General features: G+C 63.9%; 15 protein-coding genes. 9 read left to right on the plus strand and 6 right to left on the minus strand.

Annotation, left to right across the window (positions count from 1 at the left end; all coding sequences use genetic code 11):
* Positions 1-30: 30 nt before the first annotated feature.
* The 3 genes from IPP90_21920 to IPP90_21930 form a co-directional block, all read right to left on the minus strand.
* On the minus strand, positions 31-1,959 hold the full coding sequence (locus IPP90_21920) for a DUF2207 domain-containing protein (GenBank protein ID MBL0173292.1): 1,929 nt from the start codon (positions 1,957-1,959) through the stop codon (positions 31-33).
* 36 nt (positions 1,960-1,995) lie between these two features.
* Positions 1,996-3,033 (minus strand): hypothetical protein, encoded by a 1,038-nt coding sequence (locus IPP90_21925; protein ID MBL0173293.1) that lies wholly within the window; start codon positions 3,031-3,033, stop codon positions 1,996-1,998.
* A 63-nt stretch (positions 3,034-3,096) separates the two neighbouring features.
* Positions 3,097-4,461: a glycoside hydrolase family 95 protein gene (locus tag IPP90_21930; protein MBL0173294.1), complete on the minus strand. Its 1,365-nt coding sequence runs from the start codon at positions 4,459-4,461 to the stop codon at positions 3,097-3,099.
* Positions 4,462-4,636: 175 nt separating this feature from the next.
* Between IPP90_21930 and IPP90_21935 the strand changes: the two genes are divergently transcribed.
* Positions 4,637-5,614, plus strand: coding sequence for a hypothetical protein (locus IPP90_21935; protein MBL0173295.1), 978 nt, complete (start codon positions 4,637-4,639; stop codon positions 5,612-5,614).
* Between the two features lie 15 nt (positions 5,615-5,629).
* Here the strand turns inward: IPP90_21935 and IPP90_21940 are convergent, their stop codons facing one another.
* Positions 5,630-8,011 (minus strand): Ig-like domain-containing protein, encoded by a 2,382-nt coding sequence (locus tag IPP90_21940; GenBank protein ID MBL0173296.1) that lies wholly within the window; start codon positions 8,009-8,011, stop codon positions 5,630-5,632.
* 185 nt (positions 8,012-8,196) lie between these two features.
* Between IPP90_21940 and IPP90_21945 the strand changes: the two genes are divergently transcribed.
* Entirely contained in the window at positions 8,197-8,454 is a 258-nt protein-coding gene (locus tag IPP90_21945; protein ID MBL0173297.1) for an antitoxin, read from the plus strand.
* Positions 8,451-8,849, plus strand: a complete 399-nt coding sequence (locus IPP90_21950) for a type II toxin-antitoxin system VapC family toxin (GenBank protein ID MBL0173298.1) — start codon at positions 8,451-8,453, stop codon at positions 8,847-8,849. The genes IPP90_21945 and IPP90_21950 overlap by 4 nt, the downstream gene beginning before the upstream one ends.
* 37 nt (positions 8,850-8,886) lie before the next feature.
* On the opposite strand, the gene IPP90_21955 is transcribed toward IPP90_21950, so the two are convergent.
* Positions 8,887-9,915, minus strand: coding sequence for an LptF/LptG family permease (locus IPP90_21955; protein ID MBL0173299.1), 1,029 nt, complete (start codon positions 9,913-9,915; stop codon positions 8,887-8,889).
* A gap of 468 nt (positions 9,916-10,383) precedes the next feature.
* On the opposite strand from IPP90_21955, the gene IPP90_21960 reads away from it, so the two are divergent.
* The 6 genes from IPP90_21960 to IPP90_21985 all read left to right on the plus strand — a co-directional run bounded on the left by IPP90_21960 (position 10,384) and on the right by IPP90_21985 (position 19,130).
* A complete protein-coding gene (locus IPP90_21960; GenBank protein ID MBL0173300.1) occupies positions 10,384-11,793 on the plus strand; it encodes a hypothetical protein in 1,410 nt (469 codons plus the stop codon).
* A gap of 147 nt (positions 11,794-11,940) precedes the next feature.
* Positions 11,941-14,190, plus strand: a complete 2,250-nt coding sequence (locus tag IPP90_21965) for a GWxTD domain-containing protein (GenBank protein ID MBL0173301.1) — start codon at positions 11,941-11,943, stop codon at positions 14,188-14,190.
* Positions 14,191-14,274: 84 nt separating this feature from the next.
* Positions 14,275-14,835 carry a hypothetical protein gene (locus IPP90_21970; protein MBL0173302.1) on the plus strand — a complete coding sequence of 187 codons (561 nt, stop codon included), beginning with the start codon at positions 14,275-14,277 and terminating at the stop codon, positions 14,833-14,835.
* A gap of 76 nt (positions 14,836-14,911) precedes the next feature.
* Positions 14,912-15,604 (plus strand): hypothetical protein, encoded by a 693-nt coding sequence (locus tag IPP90_21975; GenBank protein ID MBL0173303.1) that lies wholly within the window; start codon positions 14,912-14,914, stop codon positions 15,602-15,604.
* A 71-nt stretch (positions 15,605-15,675) separates the two neighbouring features.
* The gene (locus IPP90_21980) at positions 15,676-16,401 is read left to right on the plus strand and encodes an NAD(P)H-binding protein (GenBank protein ID MBL0173304.1); all 726 of its coding nucleotides are present in this window, start codon (positions 15,676-15,678) and stop codon (positions 16,399-16,401) included.
* A 170-nt stretch (positions 16,402-16,571) separates the two neighbouring features.
* Positions 16,572-19,130: a prolyl oligopeptidase family serine peptidase gene (locus tag IPP90_21985; GenBank protein MBL0173305.1), complete on the plus strand. Its 2,559-nt coding sequence runs from the start codon at positions 16,572-16,574 to the stop codon at positions 19,128-19,130.
* A gap of 33 nt (positions 19,131-19,163) precedes the next feature.
* On the opposite strand, the gene IPP90_21990 is transcribed toward IPP90_21985, so the two are convergent.
* Positions 19,164-22,277, minus strand: a complete 3,114-nt coding sequence (locus IPP90_21990) for a protein kinase (protein ID MBL0173306.1) — start codon at positions 22,275-22,277, stop codon at positions 19,164-19,166.
* Positions 22,278-22,323 lie beyond the last annotated feature (46 nt).

Genomic DNA, 22,323 nt, shown 5'->3' on the forward strand with positions numbered 1-22,323 from the left:
TTTCCCCGCTCTCGGCAGCAAAGCAATCACCTACCAACCACCTCCACCGCCGCCACCCGAACTCCCGCTGCTACTGCCACCGCCGCCGCCACTACTCGAACTCCCCGAACTGCTGGGAGCCGGCACCGACGCCGCCATTCCGCCCACCGCCGCCGCAAACGACGTGCCCCCACCGGCGCCGGAGAATCCACCACCACCGCCAAAGCCGGTCCAGCCGCTGCTATGACCGCCAGTAGGCGCGCTGCTCATCACATGTGACGTGGACATCACACCGGCCGTGGCTGTCGAGTCGCCGCCAAACGCGCGGAACCACTTGTCGATGTGGCGGCCCAGCCCGAAGGCAATGAGGTACGGGAACCACGCATCCTGGAGTTGCGGTTGGCGCGTGGCCAGTTGCGCGCGAAAGTAGTTGCGCGCCGCGGTGAGCTGTTTGCGCAGTGCGATGCGCGGTGCGGAGTGCCGACTGCGGGCAACATTCAGGACGCTGTTGGCCAGCGCGATGCACCACACGGTCAACCCGGCCAGCACGAGAACGCCCACGCGTTCGTATCCCTGGGCCAGCAGCACCCAGCACAGGCCATACGCCAGGACGCCCAGTGGGAGCAGCATCAGCACGCCAATCACCATGAACCCGTCCACGCGTTTCTGCCCCGCCAGCGCGAATTCGGCGGCAATGACATAACACGGAACCGACAGCAGTAGCGACAGCGCCGCGGTCCCGATGTCGTTGGTGCGCGTGACGCTGCCAGCAATCAGCAACGCCGCGGCCACGGCCAGCAGCATCAGCGTGACGCGACGCGACGGATGCCCGCCCTTCGCGCCCGGCGTAGTGAGTTCCACCAGGCGCGTGAGTCGTGACCGGATCAGCCGCGCCGGATCGAATCCTGACGCACGATAGCGTTCGCGAACCCGCTGGGTGTCGGTGGTGGATTCGTTGGCGCCAAACAGTGCGTCAACAAGCGTGCGCTCGTGATCGCGAAACTGCGACCGGTCACTCACGATTTTGAGGTGCAGGACGGTGCTGGAGCCGATCAACCGCTTCGTTCTGGTCACTTCACTGGACAGCTTCTTCTCCTGCACCATCCGCGCCAGTATCGCCGCCACTTCCGGCGCCGACGTGCGGTCGTCCCAGGCCGCGCCCACCACTTCCGGCAGGCGACTGAATACGTGTTCGTCCAACCACGCCGGCGTGATCTCGCCGGGCGCAATCAGCGGCACGAATCGGCCGAGTTGCCGTTCGCGAGTGTACAGGTTGAACAACAGCACGAGCAGTGCGGACACGAACACGACAATCAACGCCTGACGCACCGTCGTCGGAGCACCGAGCAGTACGGCCGCCGGTGCGCCGGCGCCGTGATAGGTGAGCGGCAGCGTCACCGTGAACGAGACACCCGGCGCCAGACTGTCGCCCGCATACAGCGTGCGCACCGGCACGCTGGAGCGCCACACCGAGTCCAGCGTGAGCACCAGCTCGAACCGTTCGATGGGACCCTGGCGCTCGGGAAATCCGAAATCGTGATCGAGCACGTACGTGCCGTCGGACTGCGGCACGAGGACGTTGGTGTACGCGTAGGTCAGGACATACGCGATCTGCGTGCGGCTGAACTCGAAGTCCGAAGGCAGCCGACTGCGCCATCGCAGCGTGCGACTGTCGGCCCAGCGATACTCATCGACGTTGCTGAGATCACCGCTGGTGAGCGGATGTTCAAGGCCCGATGCGGAATCGAGGCGAACGATCTCGCCGAAGTCGAGTCGTTGCTTACTGCGGAGGTTGAACGTGCGCTCGCCGCCGTTCCAGTCGCCGGTGAAGCGTATCACCTGTCGCTCGCGCACCTGCAGCCGGCCGTCGGCATCGAGATGCGCCATGACGGACACCAACGGCCAGTCCAGCTCGCGATCCTGCGCTGGCAGCGCAGCGGCCGAAGTGACCAGCCAAACGAGCGAAAGCAGGTATCGCATTTGGAGCTCCTTGTGGCTTGAATTGCCGAACTGACATTACCGGGCTCGATCAAACTCCAGCTGATAACTGCGCCCCGCGGTGACGGCGAATTCAATCGTGTCCGCAGCCCGCCGCACCACCCGCACCGGCTGCCCACTGGATGTAACCGCCACTCTGCCCTTCGTCTGAATGCGGCAGAGTCGTGTCACATGCGCGCGCACACTGGCGCGCGTCGCCTGCCCGTTCACCCACGCCACATCCACATCAAACCCGCCGCGCGCCCGCAAACCCTGCACGCTCCCCTCCCGCCATTCCGCCGGCAGCGCCGGCAACAGGCGAGTCACATCCTGGTGCGACTGCACCAGCATTTCCGCAATCGCCGCCGTCGCACCGAGATTGCCATCCACCTGCAGCGCGCGCCCGCACAGCGAAAACAGATTGGGCAGCGACGACTTGGTGAGCAGCGCCCGCAACTGCTCCAGTGATTTCTCGCCGTCGTACAGTCGGGCGCGCAGTCCCATCTTCCACGCGTACGACCATCCACATCCACCGGTGCCGCGTCGATCAAGCGTGACCGCCGCTGCCGCAGCCAGTGCTGGCGTGCGCTCCGGCGTGATTTCGCTGCCGGGATAGAGTCCCCACAACGGCGACAGATGCCGGTGCTGCGGCTCCAGATCGTCCCAGTCCTCCAACCACTCCTGCACCTGTCCGTGCTTCCCGACTTGATTGGGTGCCAGTCGCGCGCGCGCCCCTCGTACCTCGGCGGCAAACGCACTGTCGGACTTGAGCAGCGCGGCCGCTTCACTGAACGCGCCAAACACATCACGAATGATGTGCATGTCCATGGTGGGACCCGCGGCCATGGTGCGCGCGGTCAGCGAGATGCCGCTGACTTCGTCAAAGAACTCACCGTTACCCGGCCACGCGGGATAGTTCTCCGGTGAATTGGATGGCGCGGTGACCAGCCAGCCTTTGCCAGGATACGGCACCAGCACGTCCAATAGAAATCGCGTTTGATCGCGCAACAGCGGATAGATGCGACGCAGGTACGCCGTATCGCCGGAAAACCGATAGTGCTCGTACAGGTTCGTCATCAGCCACGCGCCGCCCACGGGCCACGCGCCCCACGACGGACCGTTTATGGGCGCGGTGGCGCGCTAGAGATCGGTGTTCTGATGCACCACCCAGCCGCGAGCGCCCCAATGTTCGCGCGCGGTTTCCGTGCCGGTTAGTGCCACGTCGCTCACCAATTGCTCCAACGGCCCCACCATTTCACCCAGGTTGCCCGTTTCGGCGGGCCAGTAGTTCATGGGGAGATTGATGTTGATGGTGTACTTGGCGTCCCACCACGGATTGGGGTTGTCGTTCCAGATACCCTGCAGGTTGGCAGCCTGCGTGCCAGGTCGTGAACTGGCCATCAACAGATAGCGCCCAAACTGATAGGTGAGGGCGGCGAGATCGGGGTCTGGCGCATTCGCGAAACGCTTGATGCGCTCGTCCGTTGGCATGGCCAGTACGTCGGCGCTGGTGCCACTCAGCGACAGATGCACCCGATTGAACCATTGCTGGTGTTCGGCCACGTGATCGCGCAACATGGTCTCGTAGGGGCGTGTCGCGGTACGATCGAGCACGGTGCGCACGCGCGTGGCGGGGTTGCCACTCACGTCGTGGTAGTTCACGAAACTCGTGGCGGCGGCCAGTACAATGGTGACCGCGTCGGCGCCGTTCACGCGGAGTGTGCGATAGTCCACTGCCATGGAACCACGCGCACCCTCGGTGCGCGCCTGCAGCCGTGCTTCATAGGTGAGCTTGCCCGCGATCCCTAAGTAGTCGGAGTTCTTGCCCGTGATGCGCAGGCCGTTGGGCGCCACGCCGTCCATCTGGAAGTAGTCGGTGCCGTAGTTGGAGTGTGCCGGATTGCGCACGCCATGCAACGCGGCATTGAACGTGAGCGCACCGGGGCGGTTGGCCGACAGGCGAATGACGATGGCCTGGTCGGGCGCACTGACAAACACGTCGCGCGTGAAGGTCACGCCGTTCACCACGTACGACACGCGCGCGATGGCGGAGTCCAGCAGCAGTTCGCGACGATAGCCGGTGACGCTGTCATGTCCGGGAAACGCGATGAGCAGATCGCCCAGTGGTTGATACTTCATCTGCTCGTACGGCACACCCATCATGGTGCGTCCAAAGAGATCGTGGGCGCGCGGTACGTCGCCGGCAAAGAGCAGTCGCTGGATTTCCGGCAGCGCCTTGCTGGCGCCTTTTACGACGGGGTTGTATGGACCGCCGGTCCACAGTGTCTCTTCGTTCAGTTGGATGTGTTCTTCGCGCGTGCCGCCAAAAATCATCGCACCCAGGCGGCCGTTGCCCACGGGCAGGGCGCGATTCCATTCGGTGGCGGGTTGGCGGAACCACAGGGTGGAGGTGGGTGCGGGCTGGGCGAGGGCGGCCATCGACGACAGCACCGACAGCAGCGTAGTCGCTCGAACACGCGGGCCCAGCACACGGGATATCACCACACGGCACCTCACGTCTTTGGCTTTGGAGAAGTCTGGGTTGACCACGGGACCGCCTGCCAAACCCTACCGGAAATGCGCTCTCGCCGCCACGTTGTGCAAGGACCCGACAGGCATTGCCTGAATCCCCGGGTCGACTAGTGTGTACTCGCCACGCTGTCGGTTCACGAGGCCCCGCATGACGTCCGCACGATTGCCGATGGTCACCACGCATCCCTTGTGGAGCGTCACCCAGGTTGTTGGGTTGGTGCTCACCGCGGTGCTGCTCTTCGCGTTGGCTCGATGGCCGGACGTCTCGCTGCATGTTCTCTGGGACATGATCATCCCGCTGCTCCCAGCGGTATTCCTTGTGAACCCGCTGTTGTGGCGCAACGTGTGTCCGCTGGCCACGCTCAACACAATTGGCGGTTCACGTCGCGCAACGCCCATTTTGCTTGCGTCGCAGCGTTCGGTGGCCGGTGTGGTTGGTATTGTGCTGTTGGCGCTGATGGTGCCGGCTCGGCGGTTCCTGTTCAATGAGCACGGCATGGCGCTGGCGGTTACCATTGCGGCGGTGGCCGCGCTGGCGCTGGTGGCGGGATACCTGGCGCCGCGTCGCTCGGGATTCTGCAACTCGTTGTGTCCCGTACTCCCGGTGGAGAAGCTGTACGGACAGTCCCCCTTGCTTGCACTGGGCTCGGCACGGTGCGGCGACTGCGCGCGCTGCACACCGGTGGGATGTATCGATCTGGTGGGGCGTCGCAGCGCGGTGCAGAGCGTAGAAGGTGTGCGCGGCGAGCAATGGTTGCTGAGCCCGTTCGGCGCGTTCGCCTGCGCATTCCCGGGGTTCGTGATTGGCTACTTCACCACGGTGAACGGTGCCGGCGCAACGGCACTGGGTACGTATGGACACGTGGGGCTCTGGTCCATCGGCAGCCTGGGGTTGATGGCCGCGATCGTGCGTGTCACGCATGTGCGGGCATCGCGCATGCTGTTGATTCTTGGCGCGCTGTCCGCCGGCGTCTACTACTGGTTCGCCGCGCCCAAGCTGGCCAATGCATTCGGTGGGGGAGCGGCGTGGGCAATTGGTGTGAGAAGCCTTGCGCTAGGCTTGGTAGGGTTCTGGCTGTGGCGCGGCGTGCAGCGACAGTGGCGGCCTTGGCCGCAGGGCACGTAGCATAGAAGCCGCTCACTACGGCAAACGCGTCGCCCGGAACTGCCACCGCTTCGTCACCCAGTTGGTGCTCGGCGTCGCAAAAGGAAACTCCGCCACCTCAATTTCACCGGTCAGCTCGTCGCCGTTCTTGACGGCGGTAATACTCACCCGGAAATCGTAGAAACTGAACTGCAGCAGCGGCTTTGCCTGACCGGTAAATCCACCGTCAATTGGTGTGCCGGTATAGGTAAACGTACCGCTGGCCGGTCGATAGGTCAGATAGGCCTGGTTGTACCGATGGGCGAGTGTCCACATCAGCGCGCCCGTTGGAGAGTAGTCCTTGACCGTGCTCCCGTTGCCAATGACGTCGACCAGTAAATACGCGCCGGGCGTTGGCTGAGTGGCGCTCAGCGGCGTGGCCACCTGATTGGGAAATGCAAAGACGAATCCCTTGCCTGGATTGGCCTCCAGTCGCGTAAACACATCGCAATAGTCCGTGCAATCGGTCTGCGCGATGCCGGAGATGGCGGTGCGGGTGAACTGTGTGATGCGCCACCCAAGCTTGACCGAATCGGTCTTTATGCTCGCCAGTCCGACGCCGATGGACTCGAGCGGAACCCCCGCCACCACGGACCAGACCTCCACCTGGATCACTTCCGTGCCGGCTCCGTTGTGGTTGGCCGTGTACTTCACCTGGGGGCGGTTCGTAACCACTCCCAGCGGCACATCAAGGGTGCCGTGCACTCCGGGATTGGTGTACTTGTAGCCGAGTCCTGGTCCGGTGTACTGCGGGTTGAGGGTGACCGTCAGATCGACGCTGCCGCCTGCGGCGAGGGTGGGCGCGTTCGGTGTAACGACCACCTGATACGGCACCTTCACCTCCACAAACGTCTTCGCCTCGCCGTGCGTGAGGGTGCGATCGACCGTGTCTTCCTTGAATCCCTCAAACCCGAAGGGGCCTGGGATGGCCGTGCGGATAATCGAGCGCTTTTTCTCGGTCACCGTAGCCACGACGTCATCGACGCGCGGCGGCGGCGCGGTGAACTGCGAGAATGCCGTGTACACAACATCCAGTTGCTGAGGACCGGCGGCGCCGAGCACGCCGAATACGGCGGAACTCTTCCACGACACTTCGCGCCCGGGAGCGATGGCCTGCACTTGTCCCTGCCGGTCGCGTATCAGCAGTCGCAGGTTTGACGTGGCGCCCGGACCAATCTTTGGCAGGGCGGGGGTGATTTCGTAGGTGACCTGCAGGTCGGCATCGACGACGGCGATTGCGGAGACGAAACTCTGCGCCGCCGGATTGTTCACGGATGCCGGGTTGAGCAGGACGTCGACTCTCACCGTGTCAATCGTTCCGTGCAGTTGGTTGAGCACGGAATTGGTTGCCGTGTACTGCGCGTCGGTGATGATACCCCATTGGCCGTTGCCCGCTCCGCTGCTGATGGCACCGTTCCGGCCGGTGGTCGACCAGCGGTACAACAGCGCCGGCGTGTTGGCCGGCAGCGGCACGCTGGTGCCTCGCGGCGCAAGTCCGGCGAAAAATCGCACCGACCGTTGTTGCTCATTCACGCTGCCTGAACCGGGCGTGAGCGTCAGTTGCGGCGCCTGCGCTCCGATGCCAACGGTGGTGGTGCCGCCGGCGAGTTGTCCTGCAACGGAACCCGCAACGCGCAAGGCGCCGGCGACTCCCGCGAAACTCGTGGTACGCCCGGAGATGGTGCGGGTGCTTGCGTCCAAGGCGATGTCTGTCAGTCCCGTCCACTGCGTGCCGTTGGTCTGGAGCAATGACAGGTCACCGGACATGACCCAGGCGGGGAGTTCGTTCGCGCCATATTTGATCTTCACCACGACGGGTTGCGAGAATGTCGTACCGGCGGGCCCCACTTCGTACACCGGTCCAACGAACTGCACGGCGTTCGGTGGTGGCGTCGACGGCTGTGCCTGCGCCGTCACCGTGATGGCCGTGTTGTTCGACACCGCGCCCGGCGGCACGACGAGCTGCACGGTGCCGCCAGCAAAGGTGAGCGTTCCACCGGCGGTTCCTACGGCGTTGTTTCCCAGGACGGTGATCGACACGGTGCCGCTTTTTCCTTCGCTGCTGGCCGTGATGGTCACGTCACCACTCGCGACGGCAGTGACGACGCCGGAGGCACTGACGGTTGCCACTTGCGGGGCCGACGCCGTCCACACAATGGCGCGTCCGGTGACCTCATTCGACGACGCGTCCCGCAGGGCGACGGATAGTTGGACCGTTTGCGGAGGAATCAGGGTCGCCTGCGGCGATGTCACCGTTACCGACGCCACCGCAACCGGTCCCGGCGTCGGCGGGGGATTGGTCGGCCCGCCGTCACTTCCGCCACCGCCACCGCAGGCGGCGAGTGCGAACAGCGTGAACAGGCGAGCGATTCGTGACACGGGCGTCTCTGCGTTCGGCGTTAGCGGCGATCGTCCCCAGCGCGCATTTCGCGGCTCGGGGGTTCACGTCACTACGCGCAAAAGGGCGCCAAATCGGCTCATGGACCGCGGCATTCGGCGCGTAATGGCCGCCGCCGGCAGCGTGCTACGTTGACTCACCCTTATGAGTCTATTATACTCATGCTATGACTACTCGACTTCAGGTACTCCTTGAGGACGACGAGATTGCCGAAATTCGTCGCGTCGCCAAGCGCCATCGCATGACGGTTGCCGAGTGGGTGCGGCAGGCGCTACGGAGAGCCCGGCGCGATGAGCCGGTGGCGGATCCACGAAAAAAGCTGGCTGCGGTCCGCGAGGCCGCGCGCGGCGAATACCCCACCAGCGACATTCAGCAGATGCTGACGGAGATTGAAGGGGAATATCTGGGGGACGTGGGCGAATGATCTTTATCGACTCGAACATCCCGATGTATCTCGTCGGCGCCGCACATCCCAACAAGCACACCGCGCGCGTCCTGCTGGAACAGTGCATCACCAACGGCGAGCGCCTGGTGGCCGATGCGGAGGTGCTGCAGGAAATACTCCACCGGTATGTCGCGATCAATCGGCGTGAGGCCATCCAGCCCGCGTTCGACGCGTTGCTGAAGGTGGTCGATCAGGTATTTCCCGTCGATACGAGTGATATTCAGCGCGCCAAATCCATTGTGCTTGGCCTCACACCGATTTCGGCGCGTGACGCCGTTCACGTCGCTATCATGCAGCGATATGGCGTCGAACGGATCATGAGTTTCGACACCGGGTTCGATGCGGTCGGATCCATCGAACGGGTACCGCAGTAGACCGCGGTCTTGACTCAGTGGTGAACGCCGCGTCCGGTCATGGCGCTTTCGACACGAGGCGTGGTCCACTCCTTCGCCATACGACAAGCAGCGCGGCGGTGAGCAGGAACGCATTTGCCCCCCACATCCCGACCACCGGCGATACCACCAGCCGTTCGGCGAGACTCTCACCCGTCATGATCAACGCGTAGTACGCGCCGAATACCACAAGGCTCGCGCCCACCACAAGCAACGTGCCGCCGCGCGGGAAACGGAAGGCGATTGCCATGCCAGTCAGTGCCAATACCAGGCATGCGGCCGGAAGGGCAAGCTTTTTCTGAATCTCAACTTCGTACGCGGCCGCGCGCGCCCGGGAAACCGGGTCAGCACCCGGCCCGACACTCCGCGCGGCCTTCCGCAACGATCCAATCGTCATGGTGCGATCGTTCTGCACCGCGGCGCCTCCGCTGAGTACCCCACTGAGTCTCCCGTTCGCGCGGGGGACAAGCTCGGCGGTCACCACCATCGCAAGCGCTGCCACGCCCACGGCGGCCGCGAGTACGGTGACGACCAATCGACGAACGTCGTTGCGCGCGCGGCGAGCCGCAGCGAGGGTACCGTTCGCGCCGAGGCGGGTGAACTCGTGGAGTACGGACAGGAAGACGGCCATCGGCATCGTCATCGCGGCGGTGAATGGCACCGCGAGCAGCAGAAACTCTGCGATGCCTGCAGGTGAAACCCCTCGCGCATTCAGCGCGGGGATCTGCCGGCTCGCGAAGGGGAATATCAACGAGACCGTGAGCCCCACAAATGCGATGGCGAACGAGGCGGCCAGGCGGCGCAGGAGCTGTCCGGTCGTGAGCTGCGGCCCCTCCGCGTTCGGTGCCGGGCGCACCCGTTCGTAGACGGCTCGCTTCATCACGTCCCACAATCCCGCGGCACCGACGAACGCGACGTGCAATCGTCCTCGCACCCTGGCGTGTTCGAGTTCGCGCGCGAACAGTTCCGCCATCGCCGCACCGTGCTTGTCACGCAGCGTGATGGGGAGCAGGCGGAGGGCCACACGATAGATGCGTGTCATGTTCATGCCTCACGCAGCGCGAGGCGCTTTCGCGCAACGCGAACGAGTGACTCCAGCCGCGCAGCCTCGCGCTCAAGCGCCACTCGACCGGCGCGCGTGATCCGGTAATAGCGCTCCCGTCCGGAGATCCCTTCGGGGCGCTCATCGGCGGCGACCTCTTCCAGCCACCGCTGCTCGACAGTTCCTCAAGCGAACCGTACAGCGTCGCCGGCCAGAGCCGCACGCCTCCGTCGCTCAGTGCACGGACGTCATCCTGAATCGCCGTGCCGTAACGCGGCGCGGCGGAGACGGAGAGGAGGATGAAGAACCAGTGCGGCTTCATGGAGTGGCCGGGTGGGAGGTTCGAGTGCACAAACTAGTATCGTATACTATGCTATGATAGTTTACGGTGCAAGGCGCGCCGGTCAAACCCTTCAAGACCATAGAGTGTCTATCCCATTGGCAGACGTTCCCATATCGACCTCATCAAATCCCATGCGCGAACGTTTCTCCCGCCGTGTAGGCAATCTGACGGCTGCTCTCCTTTGCTCCATCGCGAACGTGGCGACGGCGCAGGCAATTCCGGCGCAACTGTCGGCGGCCCAGGCACAGCAGGACCTCGACGTGGCCCGCAAATCGCTCGAAGAAGCGCATGGTGCACTGTATCGCTTCACGCCCAAGCCGGAGCTTGACCGAAAGTTTGATACCATACGCGCGCGCGCGAACCGGGCGATGTCAAGGCGCGAGTTCTTCGGCCTTGTGAACGAGCTGCTGGCGGCCACTGGCGACGGACATGCGCGCGTGGACCAGGACGACTCGACGACGGCCGAATTGGACCGAGCCCTGAGATTCCCGCTGAATGTCGTGCTCGAGGGAACGCGGCTCATGGTCACCGCGAACGCCGCGCGCGACGACAGCCGCATCAAGCCGGGCATGGAGATCACGTCGATCAACGGGCACCGTCGACCAGCCTGGCGCGCATCATGCCGACCATCCGGCGTGACGGATTCATCGAAACGGGGCGGCGCGCCACCTTCGGCGGTTCGTTCCCGTTTCGCTACTGGCTCAACATCGACACGTCGTCCCGGTTTGCGATCACGGCTCGCCCACCACGGTGTCAACACACTGGGGCGGCCGGCGTTCGGCACGCCAGCACACCAGAATAGCGTACCGCGCCTGGCGACGATCGCGGAACCACCGAGAACATCCGCTGCGCTTTGTCGGCGACTCGCGGTCGCGCTCCTCAAGATTCGCGCGTTCGTCGGGACAGCGTTTCGCGTCACTGACTCGGCGGTGACGCTGGCGATCGATCGGCGCACCGGCGATGATCCTCGACCTCGAGGGAACGGCGGAGGCACGGACATGTTCGGCGCAAAGCTCGTCTCACACTTCACCGACAAGCCGTTCCGGTATTCGACCACATCCATCGCCACCATCGCGCCCTCGTTCGCGACCTGGCTTCCGCGAACCTTCGCGTCCACCAAAGCGGGTACCACCCCGCATCCCGGTGGCGGCTATCGCGTCACGCGTGAGCTCCACGAAGGCGTCGCCGAACAGCCACCCGCCGCGCGTCCGTTTCTCGGCAAGCTGGTCGTGCTCATTGATGGTGGGACATTCTCCACATCAGCCGACGTGACCGCCGTTTTGCGGAGTATGAATCGCGCGACGTTCATCGGCGAAGAGACCGGCGGCGCGTACGAAGGGAACACGTCGGGGCTCAATGCCAGTGTCATCCTGCCGAACTCCAGGTTCAAGGTGTTCGTGCAGATGTACGGCTATGTGAACGCCGTTCGTCCGGGCCCGAAGGGGCGCGGCACACTGCCGGATATCGAGATTGCGAGGACGACCGAGGAGACGCTCCGAGGAGTCGACGGCGTCACCGCGGATCAGCCGCGCGCGCGGTAGACCACGGTCTCGCTGAAGCGCGCCTCTATGTCGCCGGGTCGAGCGGTCGAATGCCGCAGCGAGCACTGTCGTCCGGCACGGCCCGCCGGTAGACTTGCACTCGACGTTTGGTGGACTTCAATTCGCACCTACGACCTGCTTTGGCCGTTGGAGGCCATCCTGGTGGTCAGCTTTTGTCGCTTTCTCGCCGTGCTCCTTGCGAGTGCATCTGCGGCATGGTCGCTGCACGCGCAGCCGGCGCCCAGCGCGTCGCCGCGAGATCGCGCAGCAGTCGCGGACACCGCGCGCGCCGCACTGCGTCGCGATGCGCTGGAGCGTGTGACCCACCTCCTCCGTGCTGCAGATACCGCCGGGGCCGTCGACGCCCTCAAACGCGCGGCCGCCGCGTCGCCGGACGATGCTCGACTCTGGCACGACTACGGCATGCTGCTCTCCGTATGGAACAAGCCGTATTGGCGCACGATGAGTATGCCGGCCGGAATACCGCAGCGATTGATCGCCGCCGACAGCGCGTTGGCGCGCGCGATGTGGTTGGCACCGGATAGCGCAACCTACGCGCTGCACTACGGCGAGCACTTGTTCAACTCCAATCAGTGGAATTTTGCGAACGCCATGCGCGTGCAGTCGAAGGCGGTTGAGCGCGCGGAAGCGAGTGCGGACACGCTGACACTCGCGCAAAGTCGGGATGCGCTTGGATTGTTCTACTGGCGCCGATATGAAACGGTGGCCAATCGCCGGTTCTACATCATGAGCCTGCAGCACACGCCGACCACCCTGCTGATGCGTGCCGCTTTGAATCGGGACCTCTTCGACCAGGCGACACGGGCGTACGATCCCCCACTCGGGGAAGCGCTCTACCGTGAGGCGGCAACAAACTTCAGGCGCGCGCGTGAGCTCGACATGGAAGACGGAGTGGCGTTTCGTCACGACGCGATGCTGCTGGCGGAACGCGCGCGATGGGATGAGATGGCCGCAATGGCTGGCGCGCGATCGAAAACACGGCCCGCACAGACATGGCCGTGGTTCGCGCTCGGAATTGCCGAGCATCGTCGTGGCCGCGCGGGCGCGGCACACGCCGCACTCGACTCTGCCTATGCGCGCCTCTCCCCGCCTGAGCGTGAGCGACTGAGTTCGTTGTCGCGCCTGTTGCCGCCTGGTCGCAAGACGTTCTTTGACACGCTGAATACGGCGGGGAAGCAGCAGCTCACCAAGGCGTACTTCGATCTGGCAAATCCCACGTTGCTGGTCGAGGGGAATCTCGTTTGGGATGAGTTTCGGGCGCGCGTCGCATTTGCGGAGTTGATGTGGACGAACGAGCAACTGAACGTGCGCGGCGTGGATTCCGATCGGGGAGAAGCGATGGTTCGATGGGGACCGCCAGACAATGTGTGGTCCACATCGCCCGATGCAAACGGACTGCTCACCTTATCATGGCTATACCGAAGCACCGGCTTTCTCATCGCGTTTACTATGCCACCGACGTACGGCACGGCGTTCGTGAGTCAGAACGAGCGCTCGAACACGCTTGAGCCCGAGGAGCAACTGCGCCCCGCGCGATGGGATAATCTTCCGCTGTTCGGACGGGGCATTGATAGCCTGCCGGTCCAGGTGGCGCGATTCCGCCACGGCACAGACTCGCTCGACATTGCGGTCTTCGCTGGCGTTCGCGCCGGTGCGTTACGCGCCGGTTTGCCTACGGACACGTCGGTTCTTACGACCGGCGTGTTCGCCGTCGACGCGTTGGGCGTGGTGCAAAGGCGCATCACCGATGTGGTACGCACCGGCGAGCGCGATACACTGGCACTCACCGCGCACGCGTGGCGGACAACCGTACCGGCGAGTGTGTCATACTTGCGAGTCGAAGCGTTGGAGACCGATGCGCTGCGACTCGCTCGCGTGATTCGTGATGTGACGGGATTTCCGACAGCAGGCTTCGGGATCAGCGATCTGCTCATTGGCACAGGTATCACGGCGCCGGCGAACGAAGACGCCGCGCGCTGGAGCGACTATCGCCTCGCACCGATTACCGGCAATGCGCTACGCGTAGGGCGACCGGTCGACCTGCTCTGGGAAGTGTACGCGCCAACGGCCCGCGAGGGGAATGTGCAATATCGCGTATCAATCTCGGTGCAACGTGTGGAGCGCGCCGGACTGACCGGCGTCGTCGCGAGACTGGGAGGCAGAGTGCGCAACGCGGTGGTTCGATCTGTCGGCACGGACAAGGTCGCCGTGCAGTACGACCGTACCGCCGCGGTCCGCGCACAGCGTACGGAGTCGATTCGACTCGACCTCGGCAGCGCACGGGCCGGTCGCTACCTGATGACCCTTGAAGTCACCGACTTGAACTCGGGCGCCACCGCGATCACGCATCGCGATGTCGTATTGGTCGATCGCTAACCCGATCTGGTGAATGCAGCTACTCAGCCTGACCATTCCGATTGTGGAACGTGTGTTCGGGATCCTACTGAAGCGGAATCGCAGATGCGCAAGGTCGTGACGTTCGTTCTCGCCTTCATGTGCACCCCGGCCGGTTTGTTCGGCCAGGCGTTGCATCCCGACTCGCTCTTCCCGCGACTCATTGGGCATTGGGTGCTGCGCGGTACCATTGCGCGCCAACAGACGGTGCACGATGTGACCTTCGAGTGGCTGCTGGGCCGCGAGTACGTGCAGATGCGCGAAGTGTCTCGCGAGCGAACGCCCACTGGCACTCCGGCGTATGAGGCGGTCGTGCTCTTTGGTCGCGATCCCAAGTCGGGCGCCTACGCCTGTGTTTGGATGGACAACACCGCCGCGGCCGCGTTCCCGCCCGAGGGGACCGGCCGCGGCTCGGTCGCTGGCGATTCCATTCCATTCCTGTTTCACTACACCGCAAATACGAGCTTTCACACGACTTTCGTGTACGATCGTGCGAGGGACTCGTGGCAGTGGCATGGACAACGACAGTGCCGGAGTGCGCAGACCGTTTGCCCGTGTTATCCTCACGCGGTGATAAGACACGATTTCACCGCTGCTGAAGTCATCCGCATCTTCGAAGTAGATTGAGCGCTGATCACGGCCCGATGGCGCGGTCGACTTTCGCGGCTGGACACCTGACATACCTGGGGATTGTGGTGTCGACATGAGCAAAGAGCGCAGGTATCAGGACCACGAAATTCGACAAATCCTCGATCTGGCCATCGGTGAGGAAGACGGTCCCGCGCAGTCACCCTCCGCAGCCGATGGGTTGACGCTGCTCGATCTACAGGAGGTCGGGCGCGAGGTTGGGGTGCCCCCGGAGCGCATGACGCAGGCTGTCGCGGTATTTGAGCGGCATGGAGAAGCTGTCCCGCGTGGCACGACTATCGGATTGCCGACATCCGTCGAGCGAATCGTACCGCTTCCGCGCAACCTTTCGGACCACGAATGGGAGCTGCTCATCGCCGAGTTGCGCACGACGTTTGGCGGGAGTGGCGTCGCAACTTCGCAGGGTGGACTTCGCGAATGGAGGCACGGACGGCTGCAGGCATTTATCGAGCCCACGGCGACCGGCCATCGGTTGCGAATGACGGATGTGAACGCGGCAATCGGAGGGATCGTTCTCGGTGGATTCGTTCTGGCGTTCGCCCTCCTGATCCAACTGGTTCTCATCAACAATCCAACGGCGGGCCTCAGGTTTGCGGCGCCGGCGTTCTTTGCTTTGTTCGGTGGTGGCTTGGCCCTGGGCAGCGCGATATCGCTTCCTCGGTGGGCCCGGAAACAGGAGAAACGCATGGAGCACATCAGCACGCAGGCGGTATCGCTTGTTGCACTTCCCGGGGCAAGGGACAACTGACGGAAGCCGACACCGATCCGCGCGCTGGCGCGCCTGTCGACGCCTGCTGCACATCGACCAAAGGGACTTCAATGTCGCGCACGCTAACCGCTGTGGTACTCGGTGCATCAGGATCGGTCGGCCACGCGCTGATCCGGGAACTGATTCGCCATGGGTCGTTCAATCCGATCGTAAGCCTGACGCGTCGCTCGCAGCCTGCCCAAGTCGCGATGGCACGTGACGCGGGCATCGACCTGCGCGAGACGCTCGTTCCCGCAATGAGTCCAGCCGGTGTGGAGACTGCGACGATAGACGCTATTCGTTCACTCGACGGCGACGTCGTGGGGTTGAGTGTGTTGGGCGTCGGAGCCGACACCGCGAAACTCACGATCGACCAGCATCGCGCCGTCGACGTGCAATTGAACGCGGCCTTTGCGCGAGGACTGAAGGCATCGGGACTCGTGAAGCATCTGGCGTTCATGTCCGCCGTAGGCGCCGATCCCACGGCGGCAGTGACCGGATCAGGCGCCGCGGGGATGGCGCGCTACGCTCGTGTGAAGGGCGAGGCCGAGGAGGCCGTGAAAGCGAGTGGCCCTGAGGTGGTGAGCATCTTCCGTCCGTCGATGATCATCGGATCGCAACACACGCCGTGGCTGCTCGAGAAGGTGCTGCCGGTGTTCTCGTTGGTGACGCCGGCGAAATTCAAACCGATCACGGTCGAGCAGATTTCGAAGGCGATGATCGCGGCGGTTCTGAACACGCCGGCGAAGTCGGAGGTGTATCACTACTCCGAGATGATGTCGTTGAATCGGCGATGAGCCTTGTAGGTATGGAGGCCAGTCGCGAGATGGCTTTGGAAGAGATCGTCCCGCGCGGCGATCATATCGAGTTGTCGCCCCAGTAGCTAATTTCGGGCGTGCCACTCTCACCCATGGAGAACCCGATGGACAATCAGAGCCTCGCCTCGGTTTCAGTTCGCCACCGGAAGATGAAGGCGGCACTGGGCGCCATGCTGTTGCTCGCACCGCTTCCCGCCAGCGCGCAGGGCACACTTGAGGACTATCGCCGGGCGGCCACGATTAGCCAGCGGTTCGCCAACCTCACCACGGGCCTGGCCTCGGCTGAGGACTGGATCGGACAAACGCATCAGGCCGTGTACCGAGTCACAGTGCCGGGTGGCAGTCGATTCGTGCGCGTCGATGCAGAGCAGTGGACCAAGCAGCCGGCCTTCGATCACGCCGCGGTGGCCAAAAGCCTGTCGAGTGCAGCGGGTCAGCCGTACACGGAGATCACGCTCCCATTCGCGTCCATTTCTGTCGTCGACAATGGGGCTGCATTTGAGGGAGACGCGACCGGGTCGCGCTACCGCTGCACGATCGCGACATCGTTATGCGCGCGTGTCGGCGCCGCAACGACGGCCGGCGCTGGCCAAGGCGGGGGTGGCGGCGGTGGACGAGGCCAGGGAGCGAATACCGCGCGCTGTGGTGCCGCATCGCCTGCGCCGCCGGGTGCCGCGAGGACAGAAGTCTTCTCCCCCGACTGTCGGACCGTCGCCTTCATCCAGAACTACAACGTCGCCATTCGGCCCGCTCCTGCATCGACTACAGAGGGTGGCGGGCGCGGTGGGCGCGGCGGTGATGGTGGCGGTGCGGGTAACCCCGCACCGAACCACACGCTGTTGAGCACCGACGGGTCCGAAGGTGATGCGTATTTGGCCAACTCGATCGTGTGGTCGCCCGATTCGAAGAAGCTCGTGGCCTATCGGCAGAAGGCGGGATACAATCGCGTCCCGTATTACGTGCAATCGTCCCCGGCCGACCAGGTGCAGCCGAAGCTCGTCCCATACGGCCAGGCACCCGGAAACTTCGGAGGCGGCGTCTATCGAAAGGCCGGCGACATCCTCGATTCCAATCAGCCGGCGATCTTCGACATCGAAACGAAGCGGCAGATTCTGGTTGACCGAACGCTCTTCCCGAATCCGTACGCAATCTCACGTGCCGTGTGGCGCAAGGACAACGGCGCGTATTCGTTTCAATACAATCAACGCGGTCACATGATCTACCGCGTGCTCGAAGTGGACGCGTCCACCGGTACGGTGCGTCCGATGGTTGACGAGGTGACCAAGAGCTTCTTCATGTACAGCGATCAGGGGCACAATTTCGCCTATGACGTTGGCGCGAACTGTCGTTTGGCGCAGGGCGGCGGATGCGACTCGTACGCAGGCGGCGAGCTGGTGTGGGCGTCCGAACGCGACGGGTGGAACCATCTCTACCTGCTCGATGGCAGGACCGGAAACGTCAAGCACCAGATCACGAAGGGTCATTGGGTGGTGCGCGGCGTGGACAGTGTGGATGTCGCCAATCGCCAGATCTACTTCCGCGCGGGCGGGATGAATGCGGATCAGGACCCGTACTTCATTCACTATTATCGCATCAACTTCGACGGCACGGGTCTCGTCGCGTACACCGAGGCTGATGGGTCCCACACCGTCACGTGGTCACCCGATCACCAGTACTACATCGACTCCTATTCGCGCGTCGATCTTCCCACGGTCGTGGAGTTGAAACGCGCGAGCGACCGGCGCACGCTGTCACTCGAAAAAGGTGACATGTCTGCCGCGGTCAAAGCCGGATTCCGGCCGCCCGAAGTGTTCGTCTCGAAAGCGCGTGATGGCACAACCGACATCTGGGGCATCGTCGTGAAGCCGGTAACGTTCGATCCGAAAAAGAAGTACCCGGTCATCGAGCAGATCTACGCGGGACCGCATGGCTCATTCGTGCCCAAGACGTGGGGTGGTGGGCAGAGTCTCGTCTCGCTCGCGGAAATCGGTTTCGTGCTCGTGCAGATCGATGGCATGGGCACGAGCAATCGATCAAAGGCATTTCACGATGTGGCGTGGAAGAACATTGCCGACGCCGGATTTCCCGATCGTATTCTGTGGCATCAGGCCGTGAACAAGAAGTACCCATGGTACGACATCACGCGCGTCGGCATCTACGGCACGTCGGCGGGCGGGCAGAACGCCGCCGGCGCCGTGTTCTTCCATCCCGAGTTCTACGATGTCGCGGTGGCCAACTCCGGCTGCCATGACAACCGCATGGACAAGATCTGGTGGAACGAAGCGTGGATGGGCGAGATCGGTCCGCACTACGAGTCCAATTCGAACGTCACTGCGGCAAAGAATCTGAAAGGCCATCTCTATCTGACCGTCGGTGAGTTGGACACGAACGTCGATCCGTCGTCGACGATGCAGGTGGCCAACGCACTGATTGCGGCGGGCAAGGACTTCGATTTGCTCGTGGTGCCGAACGGTGGGCACGGTGCGACCGGGCTCGACGGCACACGAAAGCGCAACGACTTTTTCGTGCGCTGGCTGATGGGCGAGAATCCACCCGACTGGAATTCGGGAATATCACTGCGCTCGCCTGGTGCCGGTGCTCCAAGTGGGGGCAGTGGTGGTTTCGATTTCCCCGCCGAGGAGCCCGCACCACGTGGCTTCTTCGACGAGGATCCGACGTTTACCTACCCGATGTACTGGTGGTTCTGATGCAGGAGCTTGCGGCGCGCGCGCCTTGACGCGTCATCGCTCGCCCACCAGCGCGAGCATCCGCTCGCGCGCCGAGCGCACGCCCGGCTGCAACGCCGGGTCAGCCTTGTCCCACAGATCCAGGAACGCCGCATAGCGGTCGCGGGCCAACTGCTTCTTCCCTTGTTGCGCGTACAGTTCGCCAAGACGGAACAGTGCGCGCGGTATGACGGCGGGACGCCAATTCTGGAAACCCGAACCGTACACGGGCGGCAGCAGCGCGCGTTCGTAGGCGACGATGGCCGAGTCGACCAATCCGAGTTTCTCGAAGGTTTTGCCGACGAGGTCGCCGGTGCATCCCATGCAGCTTTCCGCGCCGGCGCGCGCGAGCGGAAGCGCATCGCGAAAGCGTCCTTCGGCTAGCGCGAGCTGGGCCAGTGCGCGTTCCATCGAGGAGTCATCCTTGCGCCACAGCTCCGGCATGGACTTCTCGTATTGGGCGATTACGCGACGCGCCTCAGGCAATTGTCCCAACCCCGCGCGCAACCGCACAACATTCCCCCACGGACGGCTGGCGAGTGGCAAGCTGTCGAAGTTCGTCGCGGCCAGTGCTGCGTCCATTTGTGCGCGCGCTGCCGCCGTGTCACCTCGCAGCTGAAGGTCAATCCACACTTCCCAAAGCTGTTCGCGAAGTGCGGTGCCTGGATTCCGCTGGTCCATTTGCGCCTGACGCAACGCGCGTGTGCTGGCTTGACCGGCAGCGACCTGTCCGCGAAGCCAGAACACTTCGGCCTGATACAGATGTCCCCAGTACCGATAACCGGCGTTGCTCGATCGCGAGAGTGAGTCACCCATCGCGATGGCAACGTCGAACTTGTTGGTGGCAGCGGCCAGGAAGTATCCCGCTTGCCAACGCTGCGGCGACGTCGGATATCGCTCCGCCAACCGTACCAGTGTGCGTTCGGCGGCAGTGAATTTCCCCTGCGGAATTTGCGAGGTGACCAGGTTGTAGTACGAGCTCGCCGATGCCGTGCCCGCGTCAACGATAGCGGACAGCGCCTGTTCCGATTCGGCAAACCGGCCGAGCGCGCGCAGGTACAGCCCCAGGCCATTGTGGGCCGCCATGTCGTCGGGCCATGACGCCACGATGCGCCGGTAGCATTCCACGGCGCTTTCGAGATCGCCTGACGTGCTCGCGTAGAGTGCCTCGGCAAGCAGGGCTTCGTGCGCGGGCAGACGATCCTTGAATCGAAAAATGCGTTCCACTGCGTCCAGCCGCTGCGTCGGATCGCCACGCAGGTTGTTCAGGTCTGAATACAGGCCGCGCCAAGCCATGGCAAACGTGGAATCCAGCGACACCGCCTGGCGGAACAGTGGCAGGCGATCAATCTCTTCTCCCGCGCGCTGGCTGCGAATCGCCCGGGAATAGAGCTGCAGTGCCTCGAGCGACGACGTGGACACCTGTTCGAGCGCCGGTGTGGCGCGAATGCTCTGCAGCGATTCGCCGATCTCTTCGCGCAGGGTGCGCGAGAGCTTGGCAACGGCAGGGATGATCTCACTCGCGGTCTTGGCGGTGGTGCGTGTCGCAAACAACGTGGTGCCTTGTGCGTCGAGCACGCGCGCCGACAACGCAAAACCGCTGGCGAACGGCGCCACATCACCAGCCACCACCACCTTCACATTCTCACGGGCGGCCAATTCGGTGGCGACCTCCGGAACGAGACGCGTCTTGACGTCACGCTTCATGCGTGTCAGTCCGTCGCGAATCTCGGCGGGCGGTATGAGCCGCACGACCTTCGACTGCGAGAGGTCGATCGTCAGCGCCTCGGTGAGCGCCGCGCCCAGGAGCGTGTCGGGTGTGGTGTTCCCGAAGTCCGCGACGAGGATGCGATCACGTTCGTTCAGCGTGCCCGCCGACAGCAGTGTCGCGAACGGTCCAATGCCTGCCGCGCGGAGTCCGATGAATGCGCCGGCGGCCGCACCAAGTCCCAGGATCGACACGAGTCCGGCGGTGATCAGGCCGCGTGACGACGAGGCATGGGCCACGAGCGAGGAACCTGCGCCGACGCGCTTGCGCGTGATGCGCAGGGCCAACGGCACGCACAGCAACACCACGGCGATGGCCGCGACCACCACCCAGTCGGGGAGTCCGAGGGATTGCCGAATTCCCCAGGCCGCGGCCAGCATGAGCAGCATGCCGCCAACGGGCGCGGCCAGCGACGCCATGTCGCGTGTCGGCGCTGCGGTGGTTGCCGACGTCATGTACGGCGTCGCCGATGACAGCATGCCACTCGACATCGACAGCCGATCGAGCACCGGCAACAAATCCGCGGCATTCTGCACGCGATCTTCCGGACGTTTGGCCAGCAGGCGCAGCACCAGATCGTCGAATGCCTCGGGCACCGTCGAACGTGTCACTCGCAGCGATTCCGGTGCACGTGTCATGTGGGCCGCAATCAGCGCCTGCGCGGTGGGCGCCACGAACGGTGGCTGACCGGCCAGCATCTCGTACGCCATGACCCCCAGCGCATACAAGTCCGCGCGATGATCCACATGCGGGTCGGCCATCGCCTGCTCGGGCGCCATGTACACCGGTGTACCCAACGCCATTCCCGCCGACGTGAGGCCGCCTTCCGGGCCAGGATCGCCGACCCCAAGGGCCTTGGCGACACCGAAGTCGGTCACCAGTGCGTGTCCGCTCGACAGCAACACGTTGTCCGGCTTGATGTCCCGATGCACCACGCCGTGCGCATGCGCATAGCTCAGCGCATCGGCCACTTCACGCACCAGGCGCGCGGTTTCTTCCACCGGCATCGCGACATCGCGCTGCAACCGCGCCCGCAGCGATTCGCCCTTGATGAAGGGCATGATGTAGTACAGCAGGTCGCCCGTCGTTCCCGAACTCAACACCGGCACGATGTGCGGATGCTGCAGTTTGGCCACCATTTGCATTTCCCGGCGGAACCGGTCAGTGCTGACCCCAACCGCCAAGTTGGGCGGCAGCACCTTGATTACCACCTCGCGATCGAGGGCGACTTCGACGGCGAGAAACACCTGCGACATGCCTCCGCCGCCCAGTTCGCGGACTATGCGATAGTGCGGATCGAGCGTGCGTTCGAGGGCGTTGGCGAGATCGGACACGAGTGTGGCGAGGTTGAGGACGGCCAAGTATGGAGCCTGAGCGCGCTCGCCGCCATTGCGCTTGATGTCGGTT

It is taken from the genome of Gemmatimonadaceae bacterium, assembly GCA_016720905.1.
Taxonomy (GTDB): domain Bacteria; phylum Gemmatimonadota; class Gemmatimonadetes; order Gemmatimonadales; family Gemmatimonadaceae; genus Gemmatimonas.